The organism is Flavobacterium sp., assembly GCF_025352015.1.
Classification (GTDB): domain Bacteria; phylum Bacteroidota; class Bacteroidia; order Flavobacteriales; family Flavobacteriaceae; genus Flavobacterium.
Map to the genome: position 1 here is coordinate 72,555 of NZ_JANXUG010000012.1, position 16,083 is coordinate 88,637.

At 34.6% G+C, this 16,083-nt stretch carries 15 protein-coding genes; 5 read left to right on the plus strand and 10 right to left on the minus strand.

From position 1 onward, the window contains the following. Positions 1–82 precede the first annotated feature (82 nt). Positions 83–970 (plus strand): bifunctional 5,10-methylenetetrahydrofolate dehydrogenase/5,10-methenyltetrahydrofolate cyclohydrolase, encoded by an 888-nt coding sequence (locus Q0Q96_RS01635; protein ID WP_293870892.1) that lies wholly within the window; start codon positions 83–85, stop codon positions 968–970. Positions 971–1,046: 76 nt separating this feature from the next. On the opposite strand, the gene Q0Q96_RS01640 is transcribed toward Q0Q96_RS01635, so the two are convergent. Next, positions 1,047–1,385, minus strand: coding sequence for a helix-turn-helix transcriptional regulator (locus Q0Q96_RS01640; RefSeq protein WP_293870894.1), 339 nt, complete (start codon positions 1,383–1,385; stop codon positions 1,047–1,049). 273 nt (positions 1,386–1,658) lie between these two features. Between Q0Q96_RS01640 and Q0Q96_RS01645 the strand changes: the two genes are divergently transcribed. The 3 genes from Q0Q96_RS01645 to Q0Q96_RS01655 all read left to right on the plus strand — a co-directional run bounded on the left by Q0Q96_RS01645 (position 1,659) and on the right by Q0Q96_RS01655 (position 2,917). Next, positions 1,659–2,114, plus strand: coding sequence for a hypothetical protein (locus Q0Q96_RS01645; protein ID WP_293870896.1), 456 nt, complete (start codon positions 1,659–1,661; stop codon positions 2,112–2,114). Between the two features lie 46 nt (positions 2,115–2,160). After that, positions 2,161–2,466 carry a hypothetical protein gene (locus Q0Q96_RS01650; protein WP_293870898.1) on the plus strand — a complete coding sequence of 102 codons (306 nt, stop codon included), beginning with the start codon at positions 2,161–2,163 and terminating at the stop codon, positions 2,464–2,466. A 73-nt stretch (positions 2,467–2,539) separates the two neighbouring features. Further along, a complete protein-coding gene (locus tag Q0Q96_RS01655) occupies positions 2,540–2,917 on the plus strand; it encodes a hypothetical protein (protein WP_293870900.1) in 378 nt (125 codons plus the stop codon). Between the two features lie 55 nt (positions 2,918–2,972). Here Q0Q96_RS01655 and Q0Q96_RS01660 read toward each other — a convergent pair whose 3' ends face one another. From Q0Q96_RS01660 to Q0Q96_RS01675, 4 genes are all read right to left on the minus strand, one after another. Continuing rightward, the gene (locus tag Q0Q96_RS01660) at positions 2,973–3,935 is read right to left on the minus strand and encodes a hypothetical protein (RefSeq protein WP_293870902.1); all 963 of its coding nucleotides are present in this window, start codon (positions 3,933–3,935) and stop codon (positions 2,973–2,975) included. A 64-nt stretch (positions 3,936–3,999) separates the two neighbouring features. Beyond that, the gene (locus Q0Q96_RS01665; RefSeq protein WP_293870905.1) at positions 4,000–4,470 is read right to left on the minus strand and encodes a DUF1456 family protein; all 471 of its coding nucleotides are present in this window, start codon (positions 4,468–4,470) and stop codon (positions 4,000–4,002) included. Between the two features lie 120 nt (positions 4,471–4,590). After that, the gene (locus tag Q0Q96_RS01670) at positions 4,591–5,391 is read right to left on the minus strand and encodes an alpha/beta hydrolase-fold protein (protein ID WP_293870907.1); all 801 of its coding nucleotides are present in this window, start codon (positions 5,389–5,391) and stop codon (positions 4,591–4,593) included. Between the two features lie 18 nt (positions 5,392–5,409). Further along, positions 5,410–5,868 carry a hypothetical protein gene (locus Q0Q96_RS01675; protein WP_293870910.1) on the minus strand — a complete coding sequence of 153 codons (459 nt, stop codon included), beginning with the start codon at positions 5,866–5,868 and terminating at the stop codon, positions 5,410–5,412. Positions 5,869–5,972: 104 nt separating this feature from the next. Between Q0Q96_RS01675 and Q0Q96_RS01680 the strand changes: the two genes are divergently transcribed. After that, a complete protein-coding gene (locus tag Q0Q96_RS01680) occupies positions 5,973–6,377 on the plus strand; it encodes a TerB family tellurite resistance protein (RefSeq protein WP_366068773.1) in 405 nt (134 codons plus the stop codon). Between the two features lie 696 nt (positions 6,378–7,073). Here the strand turns inward: Q0Q96_RS01680 and lysA are convergent. From lysA to Q0Q96_RS01705, 5 genes are all read right to left on the minus strand, one after another. After that, positions 7,074–8,276, minus strand: coding sequence for a diaminopimelate decarboxylase (gene lysA, locus Q0Q96_RS01685; RefSeq protein ID WP_293870915.1), 1,203 nt, complete (start codon positions 8,274–8,276; stop codon positions 7,074–7,076). Between the two features lie 11 nt (positions 8,277–8,287). Next, entirely contained in the window at positions 8,288–10,693 is a 2,406-nt protein-coding gene (locus tag Q0Q96_RS01690; RefSeq protein ID WP_293870918.1) for an alpha-ketoacid dehydrogenase subunit alpha/beta, read from the minus strand. Positions 10,694–10,879: 186 nt separating this feature from the next. Beyond that, complete coding sequence (locus tag Q0Q96_RS01695) at positions 10,880–13,693, minus strand: aminopeptidase (RefSeq protein ID WP_366068775.1); 2,814 nt, start codon at positions 13,691–13,693, stop codon at positions 10,880–10,882. Beyond that, positions 13,690–14,577, minus strand: coding sequence for a hypothetical protein (locus Q0Q96_RS01700; RefSeq protein WP_293870920.1), 888 nt, complete (start codon positions 14,575–14,577; stop codon positions 13,690–13,692). Before Q0Q96_RS01700 ends, Q0Q96_RS01695 begins: the two co-directional genes overlap by 4 nt. After that, entirely contained in the window at positions 14,577–16,010 is a 1,434-nt protein-coding gene (locus Q0Q96_RS01705; RefSeq protein ID WP_293870923.1) for an MBOAT family O-acyltransferase, read from the minus strand. Before Q0Q96_RS01705 ends, Q0Q96_RS01700 begins: the two co-directional genes overlap by 1 nt. Positions 16,011–16,083: the final 73 nt, after the last annotated feature.

Here is a 16,083-nt window from a genome sequence, read left to right on the forward strand (position 1 = left end):
AAAATTTAAACCTTTTTTTATAAAATAGCTAGTAACAGGATTTCATATATATAAAACGCTCAAGCTAAAACTTTAAATAATTATGAAATTATTGGACGGTAAAAAAATCGCTAAAGACATCAAACTCGAAATCACAGCTGAAGTTGACAAGATGAAGTTAAACCATGAAAAAGTTCCTCATTTGGCGGCTGTAATTGTGGGCAATGATGGTGCAAGCTTAACTTATGTAGGAAGCAAAGTAAAAGCATGTGAATTGGTTGGATTTGAATCGACTTTAATCCAAATGCCAAGTACCACCTCGGAAACGGAGCTATTGAAAAAAATTGCTGAACTTAACGAAAATGATGATATCGATGGCTTCATCGTTCAATTGCCTTTGCCCGAACAAATTGATACACAGAAAATATTAATGGCCATTGATCCAAGCAAGGATGTAGATGGTTTTCATCCTGAAAACTTTGGAAAAATGGCGCTGGATATGACCACTTTTATTCCGGCAACACCCTTTGGAATTTTGGAATTATTAGAGCGATATAATGTTGAAACCAAAGGCAAACACACTGTTGTGATTGGAAGAAGTCACATCGTAGGAAGGCCAATGAGTATACTGATGGGAAGAAAAGGTTTTCCGGGAAATTCAACCGTAACACTCACTCATAGTTATACTAAAAACATTGCCCAAATCACAACACAAGCTGATATTATTATCACGGCTCTTGGTGTTCCTAATTATTTGAAAGCCGAAATGATTAAAGATGATGCAGTCGTAATTGACGTTGGAATTACACGTGTTGAAGATAAAAATGATCCAAGAGGCTACCGAATTACCGGTGATGTAGATTTTGAAGCGGTTTCAAAAAAAGCCTCATATATAACACCAGTTCCCGGCGGGGTTGGTCCAATGACGATTGCCATGCTGCTGAAGAATACCTTGTTGGCGCGCGAACAGAAAAGACATCGAAACGAATAAAAAAAATCCTGAGTGAAAGCTCAGGATTTTTTGTTGTATATACTGTAAGTTGATTTTGTTTTTATTGACTTAGTAATTATAAGACACCATTGAACTGGTTAATTATAAAATCCATTTTTTTATTAAGGTCATCAAATAAAGTATTGGGAGTTTTTATTGTTATTTCAAAACCTGTTTCATTATTGACTATTGCATCAGTAATTGGATCATTAATTATTGGCTGACTTTCTTCCATAAAATAGGTTGACGACACCTCTAGTATATCAGCCAATTTGGGGATATAATCCACTTTAATGCTTTTACCACGTTCCCAATTGCCAATTGTGGCCTGAACTACACCTATTTTATAGGCCAATTCTTCTTGGGATAATTTTCTTTTTTCTCGTAACAATTTCAATTTAATACCTGTTGTCATGGTTTTGATTTTTTTAATTATTAATAATTTGTTTTTTGTGGTATTTGAAATTTATTAAAGTGTGGTAGAGTATAACGAAGGAATTACAGATTTATTGTATAAAAAGGATGTTTTTTCAAACAACTTTTTAATAATTTCAAACAATAAGTTGTTTGATTTAAACAATTTGTTGTTTGGCAATGGTTAAGAATAGTAGCAATTTTACAATATCAAAATATATCGCGAAATGTTTTGTTAAACGGAAAAAATGTATAATTTTAAAAACAATTAAAAATGAAAAAATTAGTATTTGGCTTATTTGCCGTGGTAGTGTTTAGTAGTATATCTTATGGACAGGAGAACCCAAAAGTAGAGTTGAAATTTTTAAAACTCGAGAGTTTGTATAAATTAAATGACTTAGACAAAATTGAAAGTTCTGATTTTGAAGTTGTGGAAGCAGAATTAATTTCTACTAAACCTTTTAAATTTAAATCTGACCGTTTCACTTCAATAGAAGTAACTAATGCCTGTTCTAATGAAAGTGGTTTTATTTATGTATTAAATGATGTAAATGGAAATAGAGTTACAGCAACTCATGGACTTTGGTATGGAGGTGGTGATTGTGCGATTGCCGGCTTATGGTATTCAGATGATGTTACTGGTGTGCGTTTTTTTGTTCCAGGAAGTGCAGCAACTCAGGCATTGAATAATGTTTGTGGTTTGAGCAATGTTTGTAAATTAAAACCGTAGATTTAATTTTTTAACCTTAAATTAGTACCAATAAAAAAATACTAAGATGAAAAAAACAATATTGTTAATTCTATTAATGTTCTCACTCGTTAATTGTTCAAAAAAAACATACATATCAAGTGATACTAAAATAGAATCAACTAGTTTGGATGCTTATTCTACAAATAATGATAATGCATTAGTTCAATCAATTATTAATTCTAAAAATAGTAAATCTAAAATTAAATTAGATAGTAAAGAATATGACCTTAATAATTTCAAAAATATTATGGACACTATTTCAGGTAAGTACAATATTAATTTAGAGAAATATCATGATAGACAAGTTATTAACATTGTTAGAACAAAGTAAATTTCAATAAGCGTAGATTTCATTTTTAAGATTTGATGAGGTACAACTTGGAGCCATGTTGTCAAAATTTAAAATGGTATTACTAATAATACCTACTTTATGCTTTGCCCAATCCGATCTTCAAACTGCTCTTAAAGGCGGAGAATTACTGCTAACCGGTTTAAGTATTTTTAAAACCGCCAAAGGAGCTAAATCGGATAGTAAATTTATTGAAAGTGTTTGCGTCAAAAACAAACTGGTTGATAAAATTACTTTCAGGATAGTGGGTAAAAACGAGGAAGGAGACGAGATTAAAAAAGAACTCGTTATACAAAAAAACGGTAAAGAATGCCTCTTTTTATTACCCAAAGGCATTTATACATACGAAGTTGTACTGCCCAACAAAGATGTTTATAAAAAAGGCGAATACAAGTTCGATGAAGAAGTGGTCATCACCATTAAAGATGATTAATAAAAAAATCCCTTCGTTTTAAAACGAGGGGATTTTTTTATTCTATAATTAAGTTTTACAACTTCGCCAACCACAATGAAGCATTGAGATGCAAACGCGCGTGCGAAGCTAGCTCGGTCCAACCAGGATATAGTGTATTACCAGCAGCACCTGTTCCGTCATCGGCAGGCGAACTGTCACCAATTGCGAAAACTCTTCCGGTTCCAAAAGTGGACGAAGCACACATAATGTTTGAGGTTCCTTGCGATGAAGTGCTTCTCCAAATGAGTCCTTGAACAGTAGGATTGACAGTAGTTGTAATAGACATTGAAGCGCCATTGGAATATTTCAGTTGGGAAACGGTTCCTTGCGAGCCATTCAAAATGGGGTTGGTTGTTGCGCTTAAGCGGTTAGAAGTAGTTTCTGAAAAATTATTTAAGGTAATGGTAATTCCAAAAGGATTGGTTTGTACCGCATTATTTGACATCAAATCATTCCATATTGCGGGAGAATCCCAGCCGTCATTATTTCTGTCTGAAATGGTATGGTCTGAAATCATAAATAATCCGCCACCGTTTTTTACGAAGTTTAAAATGGCAGTTTTCTCGGTGGCTGTAAATCGTGTGTTGGGTTCATCCACTACAAATACACTATAGTTTTTCAAATCTTGGGCTCCCGTACCACCATAAGTAATAGCAGTTCCTACGGGCAAAGTTTCTACGGTGTGACCCAGTTTTACTAAAGCAATTCCCCATGACGAAAGCGCTCCTGTCCAATAATTTTCGGGAGTTGTAGCCGTAATGGTTGCTTGTGCAGGCGTTGGAATGCGTTGTGGATTTGAGGAATCTTCATCAATTACCCAATCAGCGTTGCCTGCTGTTTCGGCTTTTGTAGCATCGAATAAAAATTTCTTTGGGGTAACAGTTAATGTTGCTGTACTGATTTTTGAAGTAGTACTGTTGGCTTTTTCAGCCTCATTGTTGCACGAAAAAACGACCGTTGCAAGAGAGGCCATTACAAATTTACAGATTAGTTTCATTGTTATAATGTTTGGTTAATTGGTTTATTGATAAGCAAATATATCATTTATCCCCATGTAATAATTATTTTTTTCCGTTTTTAAAGGTAACTTTTTCAACTATCGGAATTTTTGGTGCTGGTTTTTTATCTTTGGGATTAAAGGGCTTCTTTTTGAAATTGGTTTTAGGTTTCGCTTCGTTGGGTTTGCTGTTGGTTCGTGCGAAATCTGGTTTAGCTTTAGCTGCGCTCTGTTCGTTTTTGGTTCTGGTTTCAGCATTATTTTTCTTTACTACTGCTTGATTTTGTTTGATAACCTCCATGGCATTTTTGGGATTTTCCTTGGTGCCACGCAGATGAATTACCAATCCGTTTAAAAAATTACGTAACACTTGATCGCCACATTCCATAAAATTAGGATGGTCTTCATTGCGAAACAAGTTGCCTATTTCTCCTCTTGACATTATAAAATCTACTAGTTCGAGGATTTCTACAATTTGATCGTCTCGCAATTGCAAGGCTACGCGAAGTTTTTTAAAAATATCGTTGTTGTTCATTTTTTTAAAATTTATAATTAAAAATTCAAGAGCGAAAGGCAAAAAGCAAAGTGCGAAAGGCAAAAGTCATTTGGCAAAGAGCAAAAAGCAAAGACTCAAGTCCTAAAAACCAATACCCAATTAAAACAGCCAAAGATACGCCTTTTTGAAATGTTCTCTCCACAATTTTTCGTTGTGTTGTCCTCCTTTGACGATAACTTCTTTGTTTAGTTTTAGGCATTCACAACGTTTTGTGTTGACCCAATGTTCTATGTTTTTCATGTCGGGGATTACATCGGCATCGCCTTCGTTATCACCACATAAAAAATAGATTTTTGTTTTAAAATCTTTAGTTTTTGCTAGTAATTCGTTGAGCTCAATTCGGTTAAACCAAAATGCGGGCGAGAAACAGCCTACTTTCCCGAATACTTTTGGGTATTTTAATGCGGCGTAAAACGAAACCAGCCCACCAAGCGAACTTCCCATAATGGCTGTGTTTTTTGAATTGGTTTTAGTGCGGTAGGTGGCATCAATTTTTGGTTTTAAAGTAACTACAATAAAGTCTAAATAAGCAGCGGCATTACCGCCACCATATTTGGTATTTTTGAATGGCGTTAATTCTTCGATACGTTTGTCTCCGCCATGTTCAATCCCAATAACGATAACTTGCGCACTGATGCTATCCAAGGTTTCATCCACATTCCATTCGCCCATGTAAGAGGTTGTTGCATCAAATAAATTTTGTGCATCGTGCATATAAATGACAGGGTATTTCTTGGTTGTTTGGCTGTAGTTTTTGGGTAGATAGACCCAAATTTTTTTGGTGATTTTTAATTGAGGTGCGTCAATTGTAAAAGTAGAAATTTGCTTACTGGCGGTTGTTTGCTGTGCCGTGATAGTGCCAAAAATTAATACAATTAGTAACCACAAATAAGGTTTCAAATGGAGTATGGTTAAGTTTTATTTTTCGGTATTTGTGTCCTCTTTTTTGGTTTTTTTATCTTTTGTTTTGGATTTACCACCTGCTTTTAAAGCAATATATTTTTCTTTTTGCTCTTTATTCAAATAGGAGTTGATGATTACTTCGGTCTTGTCCATCATTGCTTTTATTTCGCTGGATTTACTTTCGTCCGAAATTTCTTTTTTTGTTACAATATCTATATTGCGACTATTGGCTACTATTTCGTTTTTGATGGCTATCGTTTGAAGTTCATCCAGCGTTAAATCTTTTTTTAGCTTATTGATGAACTTATCTATTTGTTCTTCTTTATTTTTTGCAACTTCCTCTGCTGATGGTTTTTTGGGCGCTGACATTGGCATCCTGTTAGATCTCAAGCTATTGTTGGGGTTTCCAAATTGCGCTTTGGCAGTCACAGCACAGAGTAGTAGTATTAAAAAAATAAGGTTTAACTTTTTCATGATTTCATTTTTAGTAATGTAAAAATAAATCAAAAATGAATTGAAAGCTATAAAGTAGCAAAATTTCGCAAAAAATTATATTTTAGCTCAGAATTAATAACCACTTGATGAACAATTACGAGGAACGATTAGCACTTTTGTTGGAAATGATTGCCTTTTCGGTTATAGATGGTAAGCTGCATGAACGAGAACATTTGTTCCTGACGATGATTGCGGAGCAACTGCAGATACCAAAAGCCGATTTTAAGAACTTGTTTCATCAAGAAGCGTATCCTGTTGTTATTAAATCTGAATTTGAACGCGTGCAGCAATTTTATCGTTTGGCTTTATTGATGCATAGTGACGGAGTTTTGCATGAACGCGAGCATGTAAAAATACATGAAATTGGCATCAATATGGGTTTAAATCCAAATGCTGTTGAACGTGTTTTGAAAGCAATGGAAGCTTCACCCAACAAAATGATTTCGCCTAAATTTTTACTTGAAGTATTTCAAGAACAATTGAATTAAAGTAAGGATTGAAAATAGAAACAGGGGCGTCAAGTAAATAGTACTACAAAAGTAAATAGTTATTTAGTACTACAGAATGGTTTTAAAAAGTGGTACGAAGTGCATGCGTTTATGTGGTTGAAGAAAATTAAATTAGTTACTTCGCTAAACGGTTTTAAAGGGCTTTGCTTGTATCCTTTTCTCCATTCAACCCCCAAAATAAAATTCGGGTTTCTCTATAGCTATCATAACTTTGACGATAAATTGTAAATCCAATTAATGTTGAAATCACAGGTATCAAAAAGCTTATAAGTATTTTGTTTTCTAAAAATTTGCACATCATTATAATCAGATTTGCCCCATGAATTTATTTCAAGGGATATAAATTCAACATTATTCTCGTCTTCCTTTGTACATGAAAAGATTAAAAAAACAATAAAGGATAAATAATAATATTTCATAAAGTTTCGATTAATGTCTTTCATTCCTGGGGGCGCTACGCTTATTTATAATTCATTTATTAGTCTGATAAAATCAGACTAATCTAACCAAATGTGGGTTTATTAGTCTGACACCCGTCAATCTTTATTACAATTTCAAATATATAAAAATATCTTATAAATAATTAACGGGATTAGAGGAGGAATTTTATAACCTAGTCACAAAAAAAGCATCTCTAAAAGATGCTTTTGCGGTATTGGATATTTAGGATTATGATTATAAATCTATCATAATTTGGTTTTGCAGCAAGTCGTTGAGGGTTTCGTGTTCTCGTATTAGATGCCCTTTGTTATTTTTCCATAACACTTCGGCAGGTTTAAAACGGGAGTTGTAGTTAGACGCCATTGAGAAACAATATGCTCCTGCATTCTTAAAACAAAGGGTATCACCTTCTTGGATTTCGGCTATTTTGAGGTTGTTGGCAAAGGTGTCGGTTTCGCAAATGTAACCTACTACGGTGTAGAACCGTTCTTTTCCTTTGGGGTTTGAGATGTTTTCTATGCTGTGTTGTGAGCCATAAAACATGGGTCGTATCAGGTGATTAAAACCGCTATCTATTCCTGCAAAAACGGTTGATGTGGTTTGTTTTACGACATTTACTTTGGCTAAAAAATAACCAGCTTCGCTTACTAAAAATTTCCCGGGTTCAAAAGCCAAGGTGAGCTCACGACCATATTCTTTTTCGAATGCCAAAAAACGTTTGGTTAGTTTTTCCCCTAATTCTTCAATATTTGTTTCGATGTCATCTTTTTTGTAAGGGACTTTAAATCCGGAACCAAAATCGAGAAATTCTAAATCTGCAAATTGTTTAGCTGTATCAAACAGAATTTCCGAGGCATACAAGAATACTTCAATATCCAAAATATCTGAACCTGTGTGCATGTGGATTCCGTTGATATTCATCTTGGTATTGGCAACGATTCTTAAAACATGCGGAATTTGATATATAGAAATCCCAAATTTACTATCGATATGCCCCACCGAAATATTAGCATTGCCACCCGCCATGACATGGGGATTGATACGAATACAAACAGGAACTTTTGGATATTTTGTGCCAAAATGTTCTAAAATAGAAAGATTGTCAATATTGATTTGAACGCCCAGTTTGGCTACTTCTTCAATCTCTTCAAAGGAAACACCATTTGGGGTAAAAATAATTTTGTCGGGCGTAAAACCTGCATGCAAACCCAGATGTACTTCCTGAATAGAAACGGTATCTAATCCTGAACCTAAATTCTTCAATAGTTTTAAAATAGAAACATTGGACAAGGCTTTCATCGCATAATTAATGCGAAGTTTTTCTACTTTAAAAGCATTATTTAAACGCTGGTACTGATATTCAATTTTATCGGCATCATAAACATATAGTGGATTTCCGAAGGTTTCGGTTAAGTCTAGTAATTGCTTTTGTTGCATTATTTTTAGTATTAATATAAACTCGGAAATTTATTTGGCATTGCTTCATGCATCATGGCATATACTTTTTCAAAAACATCTTCTGCTGATGGTTTCGAAAAATAGTCGCCATCGGTACCGTAAGCAGGACGATGCGCTTTTGCTGTCAATGTTTGCGGCTGACTATCAAGATAGGAATATGCTTTTTGTTCCTCGATAATGTGTTGCAGGATATAAGCACTTGCGCCGCCGGGAACATCTTCATCAATTACCAGCAAACGGTTGGTTTTTGTAACCGATTTTGCACAATCATGATTTATATCGAAGGGTAACAAGGATTGCGCATCAATAATTTCGGCATCTATACCTACTTCCAGTAACTCTTTTACAGCTTGTTCTATAATTCGAAGTGTTGAACCGTAGGAAACAATCGTAATATCGCTTCCTGTCTTTAAAGTTTCTACCACGCCAATGGCAGTTTTGAATTCGCCTAAATTGGTTGGCATTTTTTCTTTCAAACGGTAGCCGTTTAAACATTCGATTACTAATGCTGGTTCATCGGTGGTTAACAAGGTATTGTAAAAACCAGCGGCTTTGGTCATATTTCTAGGAACCAATACATGAATGCCACGAACGGCGTTGATAATCATTCCCATTGGTGAACCCGAATGCCAAATACCTTCCAGACGATGGCCGCGTGTTCTAATAATCAAAGGTGCTTTTTGTGTGCCACGAGTTCTGTATTGCAGCGTTGCCAAATCATCGCTCATGATTTGGATGGCATAAAGCAAATAATCTAAATATTGAATTTCGGCAATGGGGCGCAAACCGCGCAGTGCCATTCCTATTCCTTGACCGATAATTGTGGCTTCCCGAATGCCCACATCAGCGACACGAAGTTCTCCGTATTTTTCCTGAATGCCTTCTAAACCTTGATTGACGTCACCAATATTTCCGGCATCTTCGCCAAAAACCAACACTTCCGGATATTTTGAAAAGAGTGCATCAAAGTTGTCGCGCAAAACCAATCGCGCATCTACTTCTTGCGCATCATCGAGATATGTGGCAGCAATTTCGGTTGCATTCAAAACATTTTTATCTGATTGTGAAAATAAATGCGAACTGAATTTGGGTTGAATTTTGCTCGTATAATTCGCAATCCAATCCGCTAGTTGTGTCCTTCCGCTTTCATGAACAATCATTCGCAAAACCTTACGGGCAACGGTTAAAATATCTTTACGAATAGGCTCTTTTATGGATGCCAAATTTGATGCTTCTTTTTCGATAATAACTTGGCTGGCGCTTGTTGTTGCTATTGAATTTAATAACGAAACTAATTCTTGTTGTTCTTCTTTCATAGGTGCTATAAAAGCTGCCCACGCAATTTTTTTCCCTTCCAGAACTTCTTTTTTTGAGTTGGTTTCAATGGTATTTAGTTCTTCGGCGGAAGCCAAATCATTTTCAAGTAACCACTTTTTCATTTGCGTTAAGCAATCAAAATCGGTTTCCCATGCTAATCGGTTGGTGTCTTTATACCGTTCGTGCGATCCCGATGTGGAATGACCTTGAGGTTGGGTCAGTTCTTGAACGTGAATCAAAACCGGAACATGTTCTTCACGAGCAATTTCGGCGGCTTTTTCGTAAGTAGCGACAAGAGTTGGATAATCCCAACCTTTGACCGTTAAAATTTCGTACCCTTTTACAGTTGTATCGCGCTGAAAACCTTTAAGGATTTCTGATATGCTTTCTTTGGTGGTTTGATGTCGGGCATGAACTGAAATTCCGTAATCATCATCCCAAACGCTGATAATCATGGGAACTTGTAAAACTCCTGCGGCATTGATGGTTTCAAAAAATAATCCTTCGGAAGTAGAAGCATTACCAATGGTTCCCCATGCGATTTCATTTCCTTTTTTAGAAAAATCAGTAAAATCTTCCAAGCCTCGTACATTTCTATAAATTTTGGAGGCTTGTGCCAATCCTAACAATCTCGGCATTTGACTTGCAGTTGGAGAAATATCGGCACTAGAATTTTTTTGTTGCGTCAGGTTTTTCCAGTTGCCATTTTCGTCGATTGAATGAGTGGTAAAATGTCCGCCCATTTGTCTTCCGGCACTCATGGGATCGTGTGCTAAATTGGAATGACCGTACAAACCGGCAAAAAATTCCTGAATAGACAATTGACCAATTGCCATCATAAACGTTTGATCACGATAATATCCTGAACGAAAATCGCCGTTTTGAAATGCTTTCGCCATTGCCAATTGCGGCACTTCTTTTCCGTCACCGAAGATTCCAAATTTTGCTTTTCCTGTTAGCACTTCTTTTCGACCAAGAAGACTGCATTCTCTGCTGATTGTTGCAATTTTGTAATCGTTTAGCACTTCTAGTTTGAAGTCTGCAAAGGTAATTTCGGTTTTTGATGTAGTTTCAGCCATTGACGGGAAAAATTTCTTGAGGAAACAAAATTAAATAAAAAGCAGTAACAAAGTATATTCTGCTGGAATAATATAGGTTTAATTATCTGCAATTTATTTGTTTTAAATGACGGTGTACTGAAAAAAATTCAACAAAATTTTTGATTTGCACGAGCATCCGCAAATTATTAAAAAATCTACCTTGATTTAAAACCATTTTCGAGTAAAAAGATTAACAAGTGTTTCGAGCCTAAATGTGGCAATAAAACGAATTTTTTGTCCGTAATTTTTTTGACCTACTTCCCAACCATTATTAGAATAAACAGGAAAATACAGTTCAAAATAATCTGTAACCAAGTTCAAGCGAATACCATTGTCATAAACAAATTGGGGTGCAACATCTTTGTTTTTTATAAAACCAATGTCGCCATACACCTCAATCCATGTCCAAATGCTATAACTGGCATTAGTTGTAATCATCCATTTGTTTGCGGTTCTAGTTTCTAATTTTGATTTAAAAAAACCATCAGCAATAATGGATTGTTGACTAAACAATCCTTTGGTTTCTGAACGACCAATGTATTCGCTTTCAAAAAGATAATCAGAAGGTCTGTCCAAACCAAAATCGAAATAAGTCGAATTTGTTTTGTTATGCAAAAAAGTACCTGCAAAAAAGCGAAGGTTTAACGAACGGTTATCGTCAAAAAGTTTTCGGTATTGTATTTCAGAAGCTAGTTTGCCAAAGTTTTTGGCGTATTGAAAATCTCCCAAAAACGAAAAATGTTTGGTAACTTCGGTACGAACATTATAATATTTTGCATTAAAAATAGCATAATTCTCGCTGTTTTCCACAATAGTAAAGGCACTTGTTTCTTTATTGACCACAATTTCTTTGATCACTATGGTTTGCTTTTTATTATCTCTATAATCATCGGGTCTAAACGAAAATATAACGGTTGGAGCCAATTTTGTATAATAAGCATCGGGAGCATAATGCAAATATTGCCCACTCATAATATAGCGAATGTTATACAAATTGCTGTCTCTGTTGTACTGATTTATAAACAAAGAACCTCTGCCTGATAAGCTTTGTGCTCGGGTGGATATGGTTGGATTCAAATCAAAATTGAAGGGTTTGTCCAATATGGTTCTGTTGTGAAAACGAAAACCTGGCAAAAAACCATCATATAAATTGTAGTCCAACGTAGGTATATAAATAATTTGATTGTAATTGGGGTCTTCTAAATCTTTGAAAAAAATAAATTTTAGCGGTCGGTTGTTCAAATGAAAACTGCGTAAAGAGCGCCAGTTGTTTCTTAAATTAAATTCGGGAATTTCATTTTTATAATTGATGACAATTTTATCTGCGTTGTTTCTTGGCAGGCTGTAAATGGTGTCAGAGGTTGGAATGTCAATCCATTTTTTGAAAACAATTTTCTTGTTTTTTAATCCATATATTGAAATTGGAACCGTGGTTTGGGTTCTGTTTTTTAACGAAAAGCTAACGCTGTCATTAGTTCGGGTAACCTTGTCGAATTTAAAATCGATAATGTCACGAGAATCGATCATTTCATCAAAAAACCAGTTGATTTTTTTTGGAGCATTGGCGGCTAAAATGCTTTCAAAATCACTTTGATTGGTTTGTTGTTTTTTATTCAATTCGAAAAACTGTTGAATACTATTTTGAACCACATTGTTTTCAAGATAACCATCTAGATAGTTTAAACTTAATCCGGCTTTGTATTTTGAGGCAATTTTTTCGTTGAATTTTATCAAAGTATTTTTTGGATTTCCCAACGGTTGATCCAAGTTTTTGCGAGCCATCAACATGTATAAATAGCTGTATTGACCGTTAAAATCGAGTGAAACCAAATTATAGCTTTTGAGTAACTTTAGTTTGGCAATACTGCCCATCATCTTACTTTCTGGATGAAATTCTTCTATATATTTCATCATAAAATATACCTGAATTCCATCAAAAATCCAATTATCTTTTCTTGGATCAAGTTGTAAGGAGTTGTGTAAATAATTATTCAGATACGTTTTTAAAAACTTAATTTCATACATAAACTCTTCTGGAAACGGACTAATAAAATAAGGCAACTGATTCAAACCATAAAATGGGTTTCTGTCATAGTCTGTTTGGGTAATGGTTATTTTTTCATGCGGAAATTCTCCTAAATTCTTGGTTACATAAGTCACAACTCTATCGACTATAAGTGCTCTTTGAATTTCGTTTAATCGATTGTCTTTTATATTGGAAACAATTTCGATTGCGCCATTTTTGTAAACTTCAAAATCCCTTTTTCCTTCAATCAAAAGCGTGTAATCCAATCTTTTTTCTCCAGATAATTGATAGGTGGTGAAGCCATTACTAGTCTCTTTTTGCACTTCTTTCAAATCGGAATTTAATTCAAAATTTTGAGCGATTTTCATTTCAATTTGATAGTCAGAAAGGGCATTGGCACAATCATCTATATTCAAATTGTCATATTTCACAAAGCTATGATTTTCATAACGTGCTGGTATAAGGAAGCAATTTTTTAAATACAATTGTCCACTATCATTATACCCATATTTGGTAAATTTATCACTTTGGATTTTAACAGAATACTGTAATGCAATGGTTATTTTTTGATTTGGCATTACTTTTTCTTTTAGTTCAATTTGAATAACATCGGGGTGATTTACATCGCGTTCCCAAGTTAAAGCGGTTTGATTTTCATCTAAAATTACGAGCGCGCTAGTTCTGCCACGTTCTTTTTCTTTGGCCAAATGAAAACCTCTTTCAAATTCATCCGAAAATCGGGCAGCCAAAGGCGTGTATTTTGAACTATAGCCGTTAGTCCAGTCATTCAAAACAATTGTGGACAATGTGTCGTTGGTCTGATTAGAAAAAGTGAGTTGCTGATTAACAGTCAGTACTTTCTTATCATGATCAACCGTTACAACCATTTTGGAATTATGTTGGGCCAAGAGCGATTGATTGATAATAAACAAAAGAAATAGTATTTTTTTCAATTTTTGAATTTGTTCTGGATAAAATCGTTTACTACTATAGTTGTAAATAATGTGGCACCTGCTACATTCATGTGACCACAAGAGGAAAAATACTTATCGTCAGTAACTTTGTTTTCATAATTATAAACTTCGGGATACACAGATTTTATTGCGTTAAAATAAGTATTTGAATCACATTCTTGACACATCGGCGTGCTAATGGCAATGAGATGAATAGTATTTTTTTTGCAAATAGTTTTTATTTCTTCGTAAGCAAAATTTCTTTTTGGTGTGTAATCCGAAAGTTCATAACTCATATTTTTCCCCATTCCACTTAAAGGAAAATAACCAAAATTTTCCAACGAATTAGATTTTTTACCTACTAATGAAAAGAATACTTCCCTCAATCCAATTTTGGCATCGTTCGCAAGGTATCTATAAAACGGGATATACCGCAGTTTGTTATATTCAGGAATTGTTTTGTAGTGGTTTTGTATCGTTGGTGAACATGTCAAATATGGCATATACATAGCTCGAACCCCATCCGAATATGCATTGCTATTAAGGTTTAAATCGACATCCAAAATGATGTTTTTGATTTTATATCCTCGTTCTAACATTAGTTTTAACATCAAAGCCGTTTCGTCTAATTTGGAACCACTCATGCCAAAATTGTAGGCTGTAATTCCTTTATCATTGAAAAGTTTTGCCTTCATGTGATTTTGTGTTCTCGATGAACCAAGAAAAGCTACATCAAAGTTTTTGCATTGGGAATTATAAACGTATTCTATCTTGTTTCTTTTGGAACTTTGTAAATAAATAGCGGTATACAAAACATCTAACACCACAGCGGAAAGCAGGATAACGAGTAAAATTTTCGATACAAATAGTAAAAACTTTTTCATCAGAATTGGAAATAAATAAAGTTTTTATAATCTGTAAAAACGCCCAATGCTAGAATCGCCATGATGCTCAAACTTATCTTAATCCAAGAAAATTTGCCCGATAGCGGTTCTATTTTATAACGATTATGCCACTCAACCATAACAAAGAACAAAAGCATAAAAAGGAGTTCATAGCTGTAGCGTTCGAAGTTGAAATATTGTGGAGTAAAATCTAAATTGGTTACCATGCGTTTGATGTACGCTAGTGCATCTTGTATGGTTTTGGCTCTGAAAAAAATCCAAGAAAAACAGGTTATAGTAAAGGTTAACACGATATTGATAACAATTTTAAAGGATGTAAAATCGAATGAAATTTTAAAGGCAGTAAGGTTAGTTCTGTTTTTGTTTAACAATAACAAAGGAATAAAGTAAAGCGCATTTAGTAATCCCCAGACGATAAAAGTCCAATTGGCACCATGCCAAAATCCGCTCAATAAGAAAATCACGAATACATTTCGGATTTGAAATAATTTAGTACCCTTGCTACCACCTAGGGGAATATATACATAATCCCGAAACCACGACGATAATGAAATATGCCATTTTCGCCAAAATTCTGCAATATCACGGGAAAAATAAGGAAAATCAAAGTTTTTCAATAAGTCAATGCCAAAGAGTTTTGAAGTTCCCAAAGCAATATCCGAATAGCCCGAAAAGTCGCCATAAATTTGAAAAGCAAAGTAAATTGCCCCCAAAATCAAAGATAAAGAATTCATCGAATGGTAATGATCAAAAACAGCATTGGCATACATCGAACAGGTATCAGCAATAACGACTTTCTTGACTAAACCCCAAATGATTTGGTAGATTCCTTCTTTGGTTTTTTCATAATCAAACTTTCTTGGCACTTTCAGTTGTGGTAACAAATGGGTGGCTCTTTCAATAGGACCAGCCACAAGCAACGGGAAATAGCTGACAAACAAAGAATAATCTACTATATTTCGCTCCGCTTTGATGCGTTTGTAATAAATATCGATACTATACGATAATCCATGAAAGGTGTAAAAAGAGATTCCAACAGGCAGAATAATTTTCAGTAAAAGCGGACTCGAATGCAACCCAATGGAGTTGAGTAATCCAGAAAAGGTAGAGGCAAAAAAGTTATAATATTTGAAAATCCCGAGAAAACCAATACTCACTATAACACACAGCCACAGCCAAAACTTTCTTGCAGAGGGCGTTGTGCTTTTTTCTATTTGTATCGCAGAGAAATAACTTAAAGAGGTTGAAAAAATCAGTAAAAATAAAAAGCGATAATCCCAACAAGAATAAAAATAGTAACTTGCTGCAATCAAAATATAATTTTGTTTTACTTTAGAATTAGCGCCAACTATCCAATACAATAGCAGTACTATTGGCAAGAAAAAGGCAAACTGAAACGAGTTGAAAAACATATTTTTTTTCTTGAATCCAAAAAATAAATTCCAAATTCCGATGAGATATCCAGTGGGATTTGGGATTTTGATT